Genomic DNA, 16,487 nt, shown 5'->3' with positions numbered 1-16,487 from the left:
GGGATGAGGGTCAGTTTGCTTCAATTAAGCCGTATTTTCCATCTTTACGGCGATACACGATGTTTGTGCGGTTTGTTTCCGCGTTTGTAAAGATGAAGAAGTTATGGCCAAGCAAATTCATTTGCAAAATCGCTTCTTCGCTGCCCATCGGTTTTAAGCTGAAATGTTTCGTGCGGACAATCTCAAATTCTTCTTCCTCATTCTCCTCTACCGGAGGATTGTTGTTTTGCGTGACAAGCACTTGTTTTGTTTCTTTATTGCGTAATTTACGATTTACTTTCGTTTTATGTTTACGAATTTGTCTTTCTAATTTATCCGCTACTAAATCAATGGCCGCATACATGTCGTCATGGCGTTCTTCCGCGCGAAGCAACAGTTGCGGCATTGGGATCGTCACTTCGATTTTTCCTTGTTTATCGTTATATACTTTTAAATTAACGTGAACATGAATATCTTCTGTGTTTTCAAAGTATCTTTCCAATTTTCCAATTTTTTTCTCGACATACTCACGCAATGCCGGAGTTACTTCAATGTTTTCCCCGCGAATGTTATAGATCATCGCTGATCACTCCTTTTTATTAAGGCTATGTGTTTAATATTCTACAAACCCCAACAAAGGTCCTGCTTGAATCAGCAAAATGTTTTTGAAAATTTTGTGAAAGCGAGAAGGAAATGTGGCAATATTACTCAGAGAATAACATCGTTTTTCCTAACCCCATTTTTTATTTTATTACCAATTCCATTTTACCATTCAAAATGCGGCAACATGCAAAAATTTGCTTATTTCATCGTCTCTACACAATCGGATGAAACACCGGATATGTCGGCGTCGTATCGAAAGTGTTTCCCGACTTTCCTCTCAGACCGATCGTGCGCATCATTAAAAGCCCGTACGAAATCGATTTGCGCAAAGAAATTAATGTGACAATCGTCAAAGCCGTATAAAAAACACCGAGCCCACGCCATGGGACTCGGTGTTTTCATTGTTCGACATATCGCTTTAACAGCTGGGTGATGATCATCTTCCACGCTTGAAACGCGGGGGAAAGATGCTGCCCGATGATACGCTGCTTCATGTTCGGATCGCCAAAATTTCCATCTAATTTATACGCTTCTTCCAACACATCGGAAAATAGCCGCAAGTGATGAACGATGCCCGTCTCCTCGGCAAACAGCCGACATAAATGTACATTTGTCTCGCTAATCTTCGCCAATGCCATAAAAATATTGGCAAGCACCTCGTCTCCTTGCGTCCGCTCATAATTTACGAAACTTTCTTCCACATACGCAAACCCTTCCTCGATCGTATCGAGAAGCGCCACGTATTTTTGCACCATTTCGATTTGCATCGGTGTTAACACCGTCATATCTATCACAACCTATCTCTTTTTATCGTAAAACATTCCGTCCATTACTAAAGACTGCTCGTACGGGTTCGTATAATGGGTATTGGCCCGCCTTTTCTCGCGGACCATCGCCAAATCGCGCTGAATTTGCCGCTTCAGCTCCCGCAAATGTTCTTCAATCTCTTGATTCCACTGCACGATTTGCCTGCCAAGCCGCTGTTCTTCCCCGCTATACGGCGGACGAAGCTCCCGTAACAGCTCGTCCCTTTGTGCAAGCAACCGCTCGATAGCGGCTATCTTCTCGTCGCGCGCTTCCGCTGTTATCGGCATAGCGACGAGGTCACGCAGCTCTTTCGTCACGTGAAATAACGCGATGACAACGCTCATTATGCCTGCCCGCCTTGCGCGTATTGACGCTGCCGGTTGATTTGGATCACTTGCTTCCATGTATCGCGAAACTCGGTCACATATCCTTCGACTTCATCTAAAATCGCCGCATCGTTTTTCACGTTCGCCTCGACAAGCCGGCGGTAAATGTAGTCGTACATCGTCATCATCGACTTCGCGACTTCATACTCCATATTGAGCGTCACCATCAGCTCACGAATAATGTTTTGCGCCTTGATCAAGTTTTCGTTTCGCGCTGCGATATTGTTTTCTTCGATCGCCTTGCGCGCTAGTTTAATAAACTTTAAGCAGCCGTTGTATAACATCAATGTCAACTCGCCTGGCGATGCCGTCTGCACCGCGTTCGTTTGGTAGTTTTGATATGGATTGTTCGTTGCCATTCATCCCACTCCTTTACGTTCTATTGAGAACCGCCGAAAAAGGCGTTCATCAAATACATGCTTTGCTCGTTCGCCCGCTGAATCGCCTTTTCCATCGCCGTAAACTGCCGCCAATAGCGGTCCTCGATTTCTTTGAGGCGGTCTTCAAAACGATCGATTTGGCTGTCAATTTGGATTAAATCGCGGCCGATCGCAAACTGCTGGTTCGTCCAAATCGTCTTCCCGGCTTTTTGCTCGATTTTGCCGATGGTATCTTTGATCGTATCACGGAGACGGCGGACAATGCCTTTTTCTGAATAGTTGGTGCTGTCATTATTAAACAAGCGGTAAATCGCATCCGGATTTTCTTGAATTTTCTCGCGCAGCTTTGTCTCATCAATAATGAGCTTACCACCATCCAGGTAGTTAGACGAGGTAGTAATGCCAATTTCCGCAAGCTGGGAAAACCCGCTCGCAACTCCTTGCACACTCGTATAAAGATCCATCCGCATCTTGCTTAAACCGCTCGATAAAATCGAATCGCCTCGCAACATCCCGCTCCGAGCTTTTTCTTCCCAAAGCTCAATTTGCTTTTCCGTCATTGCTTCTTTTTGCTCGTCGGTAAGCGGTGGATAATTGCGATAGCGTTCTTCTTTCAGCTCGGCGTTGATTTTGCTGATGACTTCGTTGTATTTGTCGACGAATGCTTTGATGGAGTTAAAAATTGAGTCGGTATCGGTTGTAGTAGAGATAGTTACAGTTCCTGATGTTTTAGTATTTTTTAACGTATAAGTCATACCATTAATCGTAAATGTATTGGTCGTACGTTCGGTTGGCAATCCGTTAATTGTAAACTTAGCATTTTGTCCATCTACTTTTCCTGTTAATTCGTTATTAGCTCGGGCTGACTCAAATCCAAGTGCATTAAGAAAGCCGATTGTCCCAGGAGTACCATCGCTTGCCCCTTCAATTACTTTAATCGAAGCCCCTGCTCCTGTTTCATTTTTGGTTATGACCAGTTTTTGACTAAACTCATCGAAAAAGACGCTAACTCCTAATTTGCTGTTTTGATTCAACTTGGCAATAACGCTATTTAACGTATCAGCTGTCGGATCAATGGAAATATCCACTGTCTCCGGCGTCGAACTTCCCGGTTTTACTACTTCAAATTTTAAAGAAAACGCCTCTGTAAATGTAATTTCTTGCGGATTACCACTACTATCTTCCACCAGGAAAGTAACGTCTTTCAATTTATCGTTTGGATTAATTTTTCCAGACGTACTTGTGGTTTGAATAGGTTGCTCCGATATCCATCTCGCAGCAGTCGCCAATTGGGTGATATTCGACAGCTCAACCGTTTGATTTCCAGCAACATTGACTGCCGTTGCGGTGACAACACTCTCATCCGAACTTGTAACCGTTTTTTTCAAAAATGTACTCTGCCTAAATACTCCATCGAAAATAAGCGTGTCTAGTTCTTGTAATAATTTGTTCATCTCCCGATAATCATCACGCTGCCACTCTAAAATTTGCTTTTTCTGTTTCAACTTATCAAGCGGCATCCGTTCCACTTTCATTAAGTCCTTAACGATCTGGTCGATATCCATGCCGCTCGCCAAACCGCCAATGCGCATGTTGCTTGCCAAATTCACTCACCACCATTAAATTTTTTTATCGACAATTAAACCGACAAATTCCATCATCGCCGCATACATATCCAACAGCTTCTTCGGCGGGATTTCTCGAATGACCTCATCCGTTCGCTCATCAATGATTTGTACGTAATATTCCTGTAACTCGTCATGCAGTTCAAACTTTAACGACGTATGGCTTGGCTGAAGGAATTCATTCAAGCCTTTTACTACTTCTTCTAGTTTTTCTTTTGGAATGTCTTGCGCTACTGTTTCCGAATTGCTCGTATGATGTTGCTGCTGGGGTTCGATCATGCTGCTGGCTTTTTCATTGCGAATATTTTCATACAAATAGGAAAGAGAATGCGAAGATACTCGTTCCATCGCCATCATCGTCCGCTCCTTTGCATGAACACTATCTATGTTTTATATCGGATGGAGATGAGGAGTTGTGAAGGGGGAGGGAACAATAAATGCAATCCATATAAAAATCAGGGGATGATGATAATTTCATTTCTTGTGTATAATACTTGTCAATTGTTGAAAATAGCGGGGGTATCATAAGCAAAAACTAACGAGGGGGAAGTAGAAACTTAAAAGGGGAATATAAAGAGTAAAATCACATTAAAACAAAAAAACAAGATGAGGAATATAAGCACAAAACATTCTTGGCAAAACTCAAACATTGCTTTTATCCATATTTAATAATGAAATTTTTAAAATCAATAATCATTCCCGTTCTCTCCATAAAGTCTACGCCTAAAATTCCGTCAAAACCATATATTTCTCTAATCATTCCTAGTTGCAATAAAAATGATACTAGTTCCTTTCCATCAATTGTGACGTTATTTACTATTTGTTCATAACAAAGTTCGCTGTATCCACCTACTCCGTACATTCGTTTTGTTCTTCCATTAATAATATCTAACTCTATACCGATTTGTGCGAGTACATCCGTATCAAAAATGGTCGTAGCGCAACCTGTGTCCAACAACACGTCTGTTAAAAGAACAGTCTTTTCACCACACTTTATTTCGACAGAAACAATAGGTAATCCATTTTCTATTCTTATATTCATACTCTCCCCCGAATCCCTATAAAATATTGCTCTTCTACCTCTATTTGCTCCTTGCTTGTGTGAAAAATATATAATTCCTTCTTCGGAAAAGTTTTATGCTGTTGCTTATAACCATTCCATGCATCGGACGCACTATGATACCGATCGATCACTGCCATTTCTTTAATGATGCGTTTGCCATTTTGCGAACAAGCCGAAATGGCCTCCACCAACACAAACTGATTTGGATATTGCTTACGCAACTCTGACCATTTCATTTGTTTGCCTCCATCTCTTTTTATTCCATTTTATCACTAATCACCTTACATATATAAAGCAACAGATGACAGGCAGTATGAGTAAACTTAACGTCAATGCCTAGTTAAAAACAAACTACTCTAAAAACTCCCTGCCTTTTTTCTTTCCCGATTAGGGTTCTGTTCGATATTGAACAAAAATTTTAAACAGTATCTACAAGTAATCAGTAAATTTTCGTGCCCCTCCTACCATCTTAAGTACATAACAGGGGAATAAGTTAATGATCGCCACAGAAATTTTTCATATATCGTTTGTTTCACCATCATTTCTAACGCATCTACCCGTTAGCCGCCAAATAAGATATAATAAAAAATGACAAATATTGTATAAAGGAGAGTTTGTAAATGGGAATGGAGAATTTAGAAGAATTTTTGAAAAGAAAAAAGAAAGACGCCGAACAGAATAAAATCGATTGGGAACAGAGAAAACAGCAGTGGCTGGCGGAAATTGCAGAGTTTTATAATCAAGTTAAATCATTTCTTGCACCCCTTCAAGAAAAAGGGCTGCTGTCTTTGAATTGGGAAGAAGTAAAAAAATATGAAGAATACCTTGGCGAATATACAACAAACAAATTATACGTAAACTTTCCTGATCAAAAAGTAGTCATAGAGCCAATTGGAAAAAATATTATAGGCGCTATGGGGAGGATAGATATGATTGGTAAAAATGGAAATATTACCTTTTTGTTAGTAGATAAAGAAGCAGAATCACCAAAAATTATGGTTCATTTTGGCGATGGACTGTCAAAAGGTTTAGAAAAAATTCGTGAAACGAAAAATCCCGAATATGCTTGGAAAATTGCGACTCCTCCCCCAAACATAAAATTTATTGACTTGAACAAAGATTCCTTTTCTGATGCCTTGTTAGGAGTTATTGCCGAGTGAAGAGACGCATCACATTTTCGGGGGAGAATAAAAGCCTTGAAGATATTGTGAATTTTTATAATCTATGTAAAAGCGCACTTTTAAAATACAAAGAAAATATCAAAAAAGGGCTAGAAATACCCGAAGAATTCATCGGCTTTACACTAGAAGAATTAGATCAGCATTTTAAAGACAAAATCGAAGAACTGGAAAATCTAATATGTTTAGACTTACTAGCAGCCGTGGAGGCAAAACTAAGAATGGACTATTTAACAAGAGTATATAATCGTAAAAAAGATCATCTTAGCAGGATCTTCCGACATATTTACAAAGAAAAAGCAGAACGCGCTTCTCTCGATGAAGATATTCTCGAAAGCTGGAAAGAGCAATATCCACAGGCGAAAAAATATATTAGCGATTATAAAGGCGCACTGCAATTGCGCCATTGGTTGGCTCATGGGCGGTATTGGACACCAAAGCTGGGGAAGAAATATGACCTGTTAACAGTATACACGATATGTAAAAACTTAGTCGATTATTTGCAAATATAAAAAGAGAGTCATTAACGAAGAAATTGTAGTGTCGAAATAACACATTTGACTTATCATCTTTAGAGAGTTTTGGACGCATCTTTATTGATAGGGTGTTGGACTTCCTGCGAGCTCATACAATGCACTTCCACCTTTTTTAAATGTTCAAAAGCCGCTTCCGTACTTCATCCCCCCATCTAAGTCCACTCTTTCCACATTCGAACGGTAGAAGCGCAATCGATTTTTTATCAAGCCCTTAACCGCTTTTATTAAATCCACCAATCCTAGTCCAATATCTTCCATCTGTGATTTACCTTTCTAGTGGCGTTTTATAGGAAAATTAATAATTATTTTGAGATCAATAACAATTTCGTGGAAACGACATGCATTTTGCCTGGCTACACTTCCTTGCGGCGGCAAGCCTTTTCATACTCCGAAAACATTTCCGGATAAGCTTGCTTAAATTGCAGTGCAATTCCTTTCCCCATCACGCCGACACAATTGACCGTGTTCACCAAAGCTTCTGCTTCATCTTCTAAGAGGTTGCCTTGTTTTAAGATGATCATTACATCACCTTCTTCAGTAGTACCAATGTGGCCGGACAGCTATCGGTTTATGGCAATGACATTGGTACATAATCTCTTCAACTTTTTGCTTCATTTTGTCATTTTTAACCTCTTAATGCCTTAAAAATCATCGTTCCAGAGAACAATGAACATTAATCTGTATCCCATTACTAATCAAAAGGGACACAATTCTTTGAAACCCTTTTTCCCGAAAATCATCAGGCATAATCACAATCAACGTATAATCGGCGAGCGAATGGTAAAACTGCATTTTTCGGCCCGCCTTCTCCGCATACCACTTATAACGAGTCGAACCATATAGTCCGAAATATTCGACAATCCACTTTCTACCGTTTTGTTCGATCACCCAGTCAGGGATGTATACTTCGTCATATTCTTGGTTCACAAAACGACATCCTTCTCTTTCCACTTTCCCATCAACGACCGCGCGAATCAAAAAGTTATGGATTTCTAGTTCTTCTTTTGAATCACACAATTGCCCGTCAATCCCAACTAGCAAATTAAATTCCTCAGGCTGAAATGTATATTCGGGGAATGATTCCATAATCCAACGGTAAAATTTGCTGTCGTAATGACGATCGACCATGCTGATAAACCGTGGAAAATGCTTGCGAAAATACGCCCGGTTTAACCGCGGCAACTCCTCGCGGCCGATCCCCCGCTTGGCACAAAACGTCCGCAGCGCCTGCACCCGGTTTTGCGGCGAATGCCAATGTTGGTTCGGCACACGCTGAAACTCTGTCACATCATACTTCCCCGGAAACACCGCCTCTATAATCTCAATCGGCGAACCGTGATATTCATGCAACAGACCAGTCAGCCCCTCCGCCATCAGCCGCTGTTTCGTCATAAAGCGCGGGACATCCTGCTCGGCTACTCCCTCCCTTTCAATCAAATCAATAATGGCCTGTCTGACATTCTTGATATCTTTCCAATAGCCGTTTGGTTTTGTGTGAAAATCATCGAGTGAAAATTGGTTAGGGAAAAGATACTGGATGAACGCTGAAGGAGATCCGCGGTGATGTTTTAACGCTGCGCTAAAACGATATTGCAAAAGCATTTGTTGCGTCACTTTCTTCGGCACGTCTTCGAACCGAATCTTTTCTTGACGAAGCATGTCCATAAACTGCTCTCTCAAAAATTCGCGGTTTGTTGCATAACCTTGAGGAATTTTTTTAAAATCCGTTTCCTTAAAACGGCCGGGGTATAGGGCGTTCATAAGGCGAAATGGAGAATAACCGTACCGCTTTAAAGGATTGGAAAACCCCCATTCGACAAGAACATAGCGATTTACTTTTTGAGGGATCTCCTCAATCTTGATTCCCTCTTTCTCTAAATACCACTCTAGGCGTTTACGTATATTCTCCACATTACCCCAATAATCAACCGGAACACGGCGGAAGTCGAATTCATTATACTGGTTCGGATAAACAAACTCAATGAGCCGCCGGGGAGACTTAAACCGATTCAACACCCCCCAAAGCTTTTGCTCGCCGATCAGCTTTTTCGTGATCTTCGGAATTTGTTCCCTCGATAAACCAAGTTGCACTTCCAACACATAACGCACCAAAATAATGACATTTTCGTCCTTTTCCCACGTCCCAGCTGGGAGCGCCTTTCTCTTTCCAACCAACAGCTCTTTGTACACACTGACAATCGGAAATTGCGCCAATTCGCAAGAAGGGATTTGCCGATATTCGTTTATAGTGGTCATTTGGATCACCCCCTTTGATTATAACATAACACAAACATATGTTCTATAACATTTTAAAACTTCTCCTGAAAATTTGCGGATAGCCATCATGCTGAGCGTAATTTCCACGATCAAAAAAAATCGGTGGAAAAAACGCTCGAACGGCTGCTTCAGGGCCATTTCGAGGCGTTGTTTTCCACCGTTTAATGGTGGTTACCAAGGGATTTTTCAGCATGGAAAAACCTCTCCCTGGACTGAGCTTCAAAGGAAGCTCTACTAGGAAGGTGAATAGTTGCATTTACAATCAATGATTATTTTGATAAGCTATTCGAATGCATGATAAGATAACAAGTAATCCATTACTTGTCGCGTGTTGTTTTAATGAGGAATAACTACAGGCAACATCAGCCAAAAGATTAGCAAGTTTTTGCCCTTCCTCTTTGTGGTTTCCTAAAAACAATGACAAATCTAGATCTGGAAACTTCCGATTAAGGAACTCAATAATCTTCCCGTCTTGTATTGCTTCCATAGTTTCTTTTGGCGAAATGTTTTCTGATCTGTCCAGTAAATAAATAACTTGCATAAATAAATGATCTAAAGCGGCTCTCAATTCCGTTGACATTAATACATCCCCTTGTTAAATGATAGATCTAAAACATTTTTGTAACTTCTTATAAAGAATAAACCAAAGAGACCCTAGAATCTCTAGGGTCCCTCTCTCTATTGATAAAATTAACGGAGCAACTGAAGTACCCCTTGTGGTTGTTGGTTGGCTTGCCATGCCTCAACGTCTTTCGACCGTTGTGTAGACTATATCTTCACCCTCAGCTTTACCTGTTAGGGGCTGGGCACTTCGGTTCGGCTTATCTTGCCTCCCCTACGGACTTCATCACCATAGCATTTCGCCTTAGGTGGTATGTCCTAGTCGTTGAACCTTCTCCACCCTTTCGGGACAGGAGCTTGGCTGCTGGTTGCCCATTGTTGCATCTTTCCTTTTTTCAAGCCATCACGCCTGCCGTTTCCAGCTACGTTGTGGCAAGGAAAGCTTTAGGGGTTCCCAGCAATTCACCCAGTGATCCTCTTAGCCGTTTCCAGCTAAGACGCCCTTCTAATCAAATTACCGAAGCAGTTGCAACACCGCTTGCGGAATTTGACTAGATTGAGCCAACATCGCTTGTGCTGCTTGTGTTAGGATATTGTTCTTTGTGAACTCCATCATTTCTTTGGCCATCGTGCCACCCTCACTTTCGTGATGGGACCAGACTACATCTTCACCCTCAGCATGACCTGTTAGGGGCCGGGCGCTTCGGATGATACAGGACGATGGAGGAATCCTGTCCACCCTACGGACTTCATCGCCATAGCGTCTCGCCGTAGGCGGTCTGTCCTAGTCGTTGAACCTTCTCCACCCTTTCGGGACAGGAGCTTGGCTGCTGGTTGCCCAATCCTTTGACTTTTCCAGCCATCACGCCTGCCGTTTCCAGCTACGTTGTGGCGTCAAAGGCTCTAAGGGGTTTCCAGCAATTCACCCGGTGATACTCCTAGCCGTTTCCAGCTAGGACGACTCTGCCTGTTGCTGCTTAGGCAGCTAAGGCATAATCAACGTCACGGATACGAGATTCAGCTGCTGTTAAGTTTTCAGATGCTGTTCCTAAGTTGTTAATTGTATGCTCAAGACGGTTTTGAACCGCACCGAGTTTACCACGCTCTGCTGATACAGTTTGAATAGCTTTATCAATAATTTCAATAGCTTTAGAAGCATCATCTTTATTTGAAATATTTAATGCCGCTTCCGTTTTAATATCATTTGTGCCATTTGTTACTGTATTTGTAGAAGTAAAGCCTGCTTGACCAGCATTACCTGTAATACCTAATGCAGCCGCACGCATATCATTAATTGTTAAGGACATAGATTGACCAGTATTTGCACCAATTTGGAACTTAGTAGTATATCCTGAACCTTGTGTCCCAGGTCCTACTACCTGTTGAACATTTTTTACATCATCTAAAGTAGCTCCACCAATAGATTTTAATGCATCACTATTGAATTCTACTTTAATGTCTTTTCCAGTTTCAGAAATAAATTGAAGTTTGTTATCTTTTGATAAAGCCGCAGTTACTTTGTCAGATAATCCAGCTTTTTGTAAAGCTGCATTAATATCTTTCACAAAACGCTCCATTTCAGCTTTCGCGACATTTGAGTCTGAATTTGTAACATCATACTTCATTATATCTGTACCTGTATTTAAGTTTACAGTTACAGCACTTTCAGATCCTACAGTAATTTTTAAGGTATCACCAGGTACAATTTGTAATTCACTGCTTCTTGTTTGAGGGTTAGTAGTAGCAGTACTTAACCCTGTCTCAGCCGTAGCTGTACCTCCCCCAATGGTAATACTACTACCATCTAAAGCTGTAAACTTTAAGCCGTTACCTGAAGTATTGGCTTCAACAAGGAAATTACCAGCACCAAATGCGTTGTCCAACTTTGATTGTACATCAGTAATTACATCATTTATGTCTGTATAGTCTTTGTCAAGAGTAATAGTTACTCCGTTAATTTCAATATTTTTGTTGTTACTACCAAAGTATAGATCTTTTGCACCTTCTCCATCAGCGTCAAGTTTTCCGCCTTCTACAATCGCTAATGTTTTATCTAAAGATAATCCACTTTCAACTCCTGCTCTTTCCATAGTCGTAGGACTACCCACTGCACTTGTTGTTCCCGTTGTCAAAACATCGTCAACGTTAGTTGTCGTTCCTGTCAGACTAATATCAATTGAGCTCGTCGCTCCTTCTGATTTGGCAGTAAATTTAATATATGTATTACCGCCAGAAGTAACCTTCTCCAAATTAACTAAATCAGATAATTTAGTTCCACCAGATGTTACCTCATTTAAAGCATTAATTACATCATCAACAGTTTTACCTGTCCAGTCCCTTTGAAGAGCGGAAGTTACATCAAAAGTAGTGTTGTCGACTTTAATTTTTGCTGTAAAGTTAACAGAAGACAAATTTTGAGCTGCAAAGTTTACAGTACCAGTTATTGAAGCACTTCTTGCTTGGGTAATTTTTGCACTTTCATTAGAACCGATTCCACCATTTAATAATTTTTGAGTGTTAAATTCTGTCGTATTACCAATACGGTTAATTTCGGAAGTTAAGTTGTTTAATTCATCTTGAAGAGCCGCACGGTCAGCATCTGTTGCAGTACCGTTTGCTGCTTGAACAGCTAACTCACGCATACGTTGAAGAATAGAATGAACTTCATTTAAAGCCCCTTCTGCTGTCTGGAGGAGCGAGATTCCGTCTTGCGCATTGCGTGACGCCTGCTCTAAACCGCGAATTTGGCCGCGCATTTTTTCAGAGATCGCAAGACCTGCCGCGTCGTCACCAGCGCGGTTAATGCGAAGGCCAGAAGATAATTTTTCCATGTTTTTTGATGCTGCTACAGTACCAGCCGTTAATTGGCGATACGTGTTCAACGCCGCAATGTTGTGGTTAATTCTCATCTTCTTTTCCTCCTTGAAAATTTTTTCTTCCACGTCCTTGTGGAATGATAGATTTGCGGATAGGAAGAAAGTCGGCCGCCTTTCTTCGCTATGCCGCGTTCATTTTTTATATCGGTTTGTTTTTTGGAAGTTTAATAGGTTGGCGCAATTTTTTTAGATTTTGATGTCGAGAAATTGGGAAAATGGCGAAGGCTGCTGGATTTCTTTGATGATATGGGCTGGATCGTCTTTATGTTTGTTAATGATTTCGTTTAAGGCTTGTTCGGCAATGGCCTTATTATCTTGCACAATGTGGGCGACAATGCCTTGAACTGGCACTCCGCCGATGCTGACGCTCATGCTTCTTTCCCCCCTTTCCAGTGTTTCAATTGCTCGTTCAGTTGTTCAAGCGATGATTTGGAGGCGAGGGAGGCGGCGCTGTTTTCGGCTTGGATGGCAAGATAAATTTCTTTCCGATGAATTTCGACATGTTTCGGCGCGTTGATGCCAAGCTTCACTTGATCGCCTTGGATGGCGAGGACGGTGATTTCGATGTCATCGCCGATTTGAATCGCTTCTTTGAGTTTACGCGTTAAAACAAGCACTTGCTCCCGCCTCCTTTATTTCGCCTCGACCTTTTCAGGGAATAGCCGGTGTTTCGTTTTATACGGTGTATTCGTTAAAATCACTTGTTTGCCTAGTTTCTTTTCGTAATTTAAGACAATCGGCGCTTGTAAATTCGCGGTTGTATTGTTAAACGGATCAGCAACCGTGAGAATGACATATACTATCACTTCTTTTTCTGAAGAAAGTTCAAGCTGTGTTACCGTTTGCTCATCAAGTTCGATATCGTAATCTGGAAAATATACGAACGGATCAATCATCGCAAACCCAAGCGCTGGCGTTTTGACTGATTGCAAAATAACAAACGGGGTATCCTCAAGCGGCAATAGGACAAATTGTTTTTCATCTAAAAAACCTGGAATGCCGTGCTCGAAATGAAAAATATCCTGTTCGTTAATTTCAATTTCACCATGATATTTTGTACGAAGTTTCATCGTTTCACACCTTTTTACTAAATGGAAATTTCAAAATTAGTACCAACAAACCGTAAGTTGACGAAATCAATTTTTAATGAATTGCGCTGCGCAAGCTCTACCGTCACTTTCCCTGGTGTATAGTTGATCATCGGCTTGTTTATTTTTGTATGATTAATCGGTTTATTGACTTTTACATCAATGTGCACTTTCGCTGGTTCAAAATTCGTTTTGACACTAAAGAGAGAAGGGATCCAGCCAATGTTAAAATCGTATATCGGGTCTTCGCTGTTTTCTTTTGCTTGCTCAGCGATCGGATTGCCGCCATCTTCAATTCGCATTAATTCATCCCCCTGTCGAGACACGCGGGCAATACCTTCCAGCCAGTCTTCATAACCTTGTTGCGCAAATTCTTCAATGCGGCGGAAAATATGTTTGAGATCCATGTCTTCCCATGCTTTCGTTTGGTCAATGGTTAGTTTGGCTGGCGTTGTTTCGATCTTCATTTCCGCCGGGGGTTGCTGCAGGTCAAGCTCTGCAGGCGGCTGTTTGATTTCCAGCACAGGCGGTGTTGTCTTGATCGCGATCTTTGCAAAGGTAGACTGCAAGCGAATTTGCGGCAGTTGCATATTTTATTCCCTCCTAGAGGAAAAGCTATCTTGTCCTCGCAAGATAGCTTAACGTAAAAAATCAAGAAGCGTCGGCTGAATAATGCGGGCACCGACACCTAGCGCGGCGCGATGCACGCTTTCTTGCGTTTTTAAATCGGTGATGACACGCTCAATATCAGCGTCTTCATTATCAGAGAGAATCCGATGAGCGATGACTTCCTGTTCGTCCACACGCGCTTCCATTAATTCAATCCGGTTACTGCGGGCACCGAGTTCCGCTCTTTCAGATAGAATGTTACTTAAATGCTTATCAAGGTACTGCAAATATTTATTGAGATCTTGTCCGGTTTTTCCTGCTTGAAGATCTTTTTCTAACTCTTCAATGTCGCTAAATAAGCCGTCACCCGGGATGGTACTGTAGGTGAAAATTTTGGTCGGATCCACGTTCACCGGAATTTCAATGCCTTTTAGCAATTCAATTTTCACTTGTTCTGAGTTCGTCGACACTTTATTAGTCGAATTGGCTAAGTTGACCGGCGGATTCAGCGTATCACTCCCGTTAAAAATATATTTGCCGGCTACTTGTGTATTGGCGATCGACACTAAATGGTCCTTCAATTCGCTGATTTCACTTGCGATATGCTGTCGTTGTGATGTTTCGTACGTATCATTGCTCGCTTGCACAACGAGTTCTCTTATGCGCTGCAACACTTGCGTTGCTTCGTTTAAAGCAGAGTCTGCCGTATCGATCCAGTTGTGCGCTTCGGAAAAATTCCGCTTAAATTGCTCTACCTCTGTCAAATTGGTTCGGTACGCCATTCCTTTGATCGCGACAACTGGGTCATCCGACGGTCTCGCAATTTTTTTGCCAGTAGACAACTGGTCTTGAATTTTTCCTAGCCTTTCGTAACTTTGGCTTAAATTTCTTAACATATTTTGTGTTAACATGAATTGCGTGACACGCATGTTTTATTCACCTACCTTCCAACGACTCCCATACCGTTAATAATTTTGTCAAGCATTTCATCAATGGCAGTGATCGTTCTAGCTGCTGCATTGTAAGCATGTTGAAACTTAATCATATTCGTCATTTCCTCGTCTAACGAAACCCCGCTGACCGATTGTCTTCTTTCCTCCACCGATTGTCTCAGCACTTCCGAGTTATTCATTAAACGGTTCGCTTGCTGGGCATCGACCGCCAATTTCCCGATCATTCCCTCATAATACGATTGTAATGTTCCGGCGGTAATGGGATATGTGATGGACGGATCCGGAACCGGATCTTGCAAGTTAGCAAAGTTGCTGTTTTTCACGTTGGCAAGCTTAATTGCGTTCAACCCGTTACCAGGTTCATTTTGTTGGGACGATGCCGCAATATTGTTTAAATCATCAATATTGGAAGAAAGCTGGATCGCTTTGGCTGCTCCTGCCACTTGCGAGAGATCTTCAAAAAACAAACCGCCTTTATTGCTCGGATTCAGGGTGTATCCTTGTTGATGTACTTCATTAAATCGTTTCGCAAAAGAATAAGCAAGATTATCTAAGTCTTTCAACATTTCCGGATAAATGCCTTTGACATTTGATCCATCTACATATCCATAAGCCTCAATTAACCCTTTCAACTTGCCGGAAGAGGTAAATGGAATATTAGTAGTACTATTAGTGGTGACGTCCTTCAATACTAATTGGTTTACTGGACCTGTTGGCGTTTCCGGATTGGCCGCATTGCTTGGCTGAATGGACAATGTTTTATAAGACTGGTTTCCATCGACTAACAAATATTGATTGCCAGTATCATCCACAATGTATACATCATATATGCCCTCGGCCGTTTTTACAGCATTCCCGCCGCTTGGCTTAGCCTCAATTTTGATATTGACTAAGTTAGATAGTTGGTCTAACAATCGGTCACGTTCGTCGTACAAATCGTTTGGCAAATAACCGTGTGGCTCGATTTCTCCGATTTGTTGATTGATTTTGTAAAGCTGTTCAGCAATAGAATTGATTTCTTTGATCGTCACATTGATGTGGTTCGCGAAATCATTCTGAATCGATGTCAATGAGTCAGCTAAATAGTGAAACGTTTCCACAACCGCCAACCCGCGTTGACGAACGACCGAACGCGCCCCTTCATTTTCCGGATTCACGCTTAAATCTTGCAGTGCTTGCCAAAACTGATCCATCGTTTTCGATAAACCGTTGTCTGATGGCTCGTTCATGATATCTTCCATTTTTTTTAGGGCTTCTGCTCGCGCTTCCCAGTAGCCAAGCTTGTTATTTTCCCCACGATATTGAATATCTAAAAAGCTTTCACGCACCCGCTCAATGGAACCCGCTTCGACCCCCGTCCCCATTTGTCCTGGGATTTGCGGACGGTTCATTGAAGCTGGTGGGTACGGTTCTGTTTGCACAAAATTGACACGTTGCCGGGAATAACCAGGTGTGTTCGCATTAGCAATATTATGTCCGGTTACATATAACGCTGATTGCTGCGTAAACATACCTCGTTTGGCTACCTCTAAACCATGAAACGTTGATCGCATTACATTTTCCCCC

At 41.7% G+C, this 16,487-nt stretch carries 21 protein-coding genes and 2 pseudogenes; 3 read left to right on the top strand and 20 right to left on the bottom strand.

Annotation, left to right across the window (positions count from 1 at the left end; genetic code table 11):
• Positions 1-10 precede the first annotated feature (10 nt).
• Complete coding sequence (gene hpf / locus FNL97_RS02065) at positions 11-559, bottom strand: ribosome hibernation-promoting factor, HPF/YfiA family (protein ID WP_062679067.1); 549 nt, start codon at positions 557-559, stop codon at positions 11-13.
• 263 nt (positions 560-822) lie between these two features.
• Here hpf and FNL97_RS18815 point away from each other — a divergent pair.
• A pseudogene (locus FNL97_RS18815) lies at positions 823-945 on the top strand (HD-GYP domain-containing protein); the annotation flags it as partial.
• Between the two features lie 35 nt (positions 946-980).
• Here FNL97_RS18815 and FNL97_RS02055 read toward each other — a convergent pair.
• The 7 genes from FNL97_RS02055 to FNL97_RS02025 form a co-directional block, all read right to left on the bottom strand.
• Entirely contained in the window at positions 981-1,367 is a 387-nt protein-coding gene (locus tag FNL97_RS02055; protein ID WP_143414955.1) for a DUF8042 domain-containing protein, read from the bottom strand.
• 12 nt (positions 1,368-1,379) lie between these two features.
• Positions 1,380-1,733: a flagellar protein FliT gene (fliT, locus tag FNL97_RS02050; RefSeq protein ID WP_015865069.1), complete on the bottom strand. Its 354-nt coding sequence runs from the start codon at positions 1,731-1,733 to the stop codon at positions 1,380-1,382.
• The gene (gene fliS, locus FNL97_RS02045; protein ID WP_015865070.1) at positions 1,733-2,134 is read right to left on the bottom strand and encodes a flagellar export chaperone FliS; all 402 of its coding nucleotides are present in this window, start codon (positions 2,132-2,134) and stop codon (positions 1,733-1,735) included. The genes fliT and fliS overlap by 1 nt, the downstream gene beginning before the upstream one ends.
• 20 nt (positions 2,135-2,154) lie before the next feature.
• Positions 2,155-3,759, bottom strand: coding sequence for a flagellar hook-associated protein 2 (locus tag FNL97_RS02040; protein ID WP_143414954.1), 1,605 nt, complete (start codon positions 3,757-3,759; stop codon positions 2,155-2,157).
• Positions 3,760-3,774: 15 nt separating this feature from the next.
• Positions 3,775-4,134 carry a flagellar protein FlaG gene (gene flaG / locus FNL97_RS02035; protein WP_143416276.1) on the bottom strand — a complete coding sequence of 120 codons (360 nt, stop codon included), beginning with the start codon at positions 4,132-4,134 and terminating at the stop codon, positions 3,775-3,777.
• Positions 4,135-4,435: 301 nt separating this feature from the next.
• Complete coding sequence (locus tag FNL97_RS02030) at positions 4,436-4,822, bottom strand: pepsin/retropepsin-like aspartic protease family protein (RefSeq protein WP_143414953.1); 387 nt, start codon at positions 4,820-4,822, stop codon at positions 4,436-4,438.
• A complete protein-coding gene (locus FNL97_RS02025) occupies positions 4,819-5,079 on the bottom strand; it encodes a hypothetical protein (protein ID WP_143414952.1) in 261 nt (86 codons plus the stop codon). The genes FNL97_RS02030 and FNL97_RS02025 overlap by 4 nt, the downstream gene beginning before the upstream one ends.
• Positions 5,080-5,463: 384 nt before the next feature.
• Between FNL97_RS02025 and FNL97_RS02020 the strand changes: the two genes are divergently transcribed.
• Together FNL97_RS02020 and FNL97_RS02015 are read left to right on the top strand one after the other, a co-directional pair.
• Entirely contained in the window at positions 5,464-6,003 is a 540-nt protein-coding gene (locus tag FNL97_RS02020) for a hypothetical protein (protein ID WP_143414951.1), read from the top strand.
• Complete coding sequence (locus FNL97_RS02015; protein ID WP_143414950.1) at positions 6,000-6,533, top strand: hypothetical protein; 534 nt, start codon at positions 6,000-6,002, stop codon at positions 6,531-6,533. Before FNL97_RS02020 ends, FNL97_RS02015 begins: the two co-directional genes overlap by 4 nt.
• A 144-nt stretch (positions 6,534-6,677) precedes the next feature.
• Here the strand turns inward: FNL97_RS02015 and FNL97_RS18255 are convergent, their stop codons facing one another.
• The 12 genes and pseudogenes from FNL97_RS18255 to flgK all read right to left on the bottom strand — a co-directional run bounded on the left by FNL97_RS18255 (position 6,678) and on the right by flgK (position 16,474).
• Entirely contained in the window at positions 6,678-6,815 is a 138-nt protein-coding gene (locus FNL97_RS18255; RefSeq protein WP_286173457.1) for a hypothetical protein, read from the bottom strand.
• 95 nt (positions 6,816-6,910) lie between these two features.
• Positions 6,911-7,078 carry a macro domain-containing protein gene (locus FNL97_RS18250; RefSeq protein ID WP_235603718.1) on the bottom strand — a complete coding sequence of 56 codons (168 nt, stop codon included), beginning with the start codon at positions 7,076-7,078 and terminating at the stop codon, positions 6,911-6,913.
• Between the two features lie 127 nt (positions 7,079-7,205).
• A complete protein-coding gene (locus tag FNL97_RS02000; RefSeq protein ID WP_143414949.1) occupies positions 7,206-8,813 on the bottom strand; it encodes a DUF4046 domain-containing protein in 1,608 nt (535 codons plus the stop codon).
• Positions 8,814-9,096: 283 nt separating this feature from the next.
• On the bottom strand, positions 9,097-9,414 hold the full coding sequence (locus FNL97_RS01995; RefSeq protein ID WP_143414948.1) for a hypothetical protein: 318 nt from the start codon (positions 9,412-9,414) through the stop codon (positions 9,097-9,099).
• 495 nt (positions 9,415-9,909) lie between these two features.
• Positions 9,910-10,023 (bottom strand): annotated as a pseudogene (locus FNL97_RS01990) (flagellin); the annotation flags it as partial.
• 349 nt (positions 10,024-10,372) lie between these two features.
• Positions 10,373-12,304, bottom strand: a complete 1,932-nt coding sequence (locus FNL97_RS18810) for a flagellin N-terminal helical domain-containing protein (RefSeq protein WP_143414947.1) — start codon at positions 12,302-12,304, stop codon at positions 10,373-10,375.
• A gap of 153 nt (positions 12,305-12,457) precedes the next feature.
• Positions 12,458-12,643 (bottom strand): hypothetical protein, encoded by a 186-nt coding sequence (locus FNL97_RS01980; RefSeq protein ID WP_143414946.1) that lies wholly within the window; start codon positions 12,641-12,643, stop codon positions 12,458-12,460.
• Complete coding sequence (csrA, locus tag FNL97_RS01975; RefSeq protein WP_143414945.1) at positions 12,640-12,888, bottom strand: carbon storage regulator CsrA; 249 nt, start codon at positions 12,886-12,888, stop codon at positions 12,640-12,642. Before csrA ends, FNL97_RS01980 begins: the two co-directional genes overlap by 4 nt.
• Before the next feature lie 15 nt (positions 12,889-12,903).
• Entirely contained in the window at positions 12,904-13,341 is a 438-nt protein-coding gene (fliW, locus tag FNL97_RS01970; RefSeq protein ID WP_143414944.1) for a flagellar assembly protein FliW, read from the bottom strand.
• A gap of 17 nt (positions 13,342-13,358) precedes the next feature.
• Complete coding sequence (locus tag FNL97_RS01965) at positions 13,359-13,949, bottom strand: DUF6470 family protein (RefSeq protein WP_143414943.1); 591 nt, start codon at positions 13,947-13,949, stop codon at positions 13,359-13,361.
• Between the two features lie 48 nt (positions 13,950-13,997).
• Positions 13,998-14,897, bottom strand: coding sequence for a flagellar hook-associated protein FlgL (flgL, locus tag FNL97_RS01960; protein ID WP_143414942.1), 900 nt, complete (start codon positions 14,895-14,897; stop codon positions 13,998-14,000).
• A gap of 11 nt (positions 14,898-14,908) precedes the next feature.
• Entirely contained in the window at positions 14,909-16,474 is a 1,566-nt protein-coding gene (gene flgK, locus FNL97_RS01955; protein WP_143414941.1) for a flagellar hook-associated protein FlgK, read from the bottom strand.
• Positions 16,475-16,487: the final 13 nt, after the last annotated feature.

The sequence above is a fragment of the Geobacillus sp. E263 genome (genome assembly GCF_007197795.1).
In the GTDB taxonomy this organism is placed as follows: domain Bacteria; phylum Bacillota; class Bacilli; order Bacillales; family Anoxybacillaceae; genus Parageobacillus_B; species Parageobacillus_B toebii.
The sequence above is the reverse complement of the archived record's forward strand: the minus strand, read 5'-3'. Positions and strand labels throughout refer to the sequence as shown.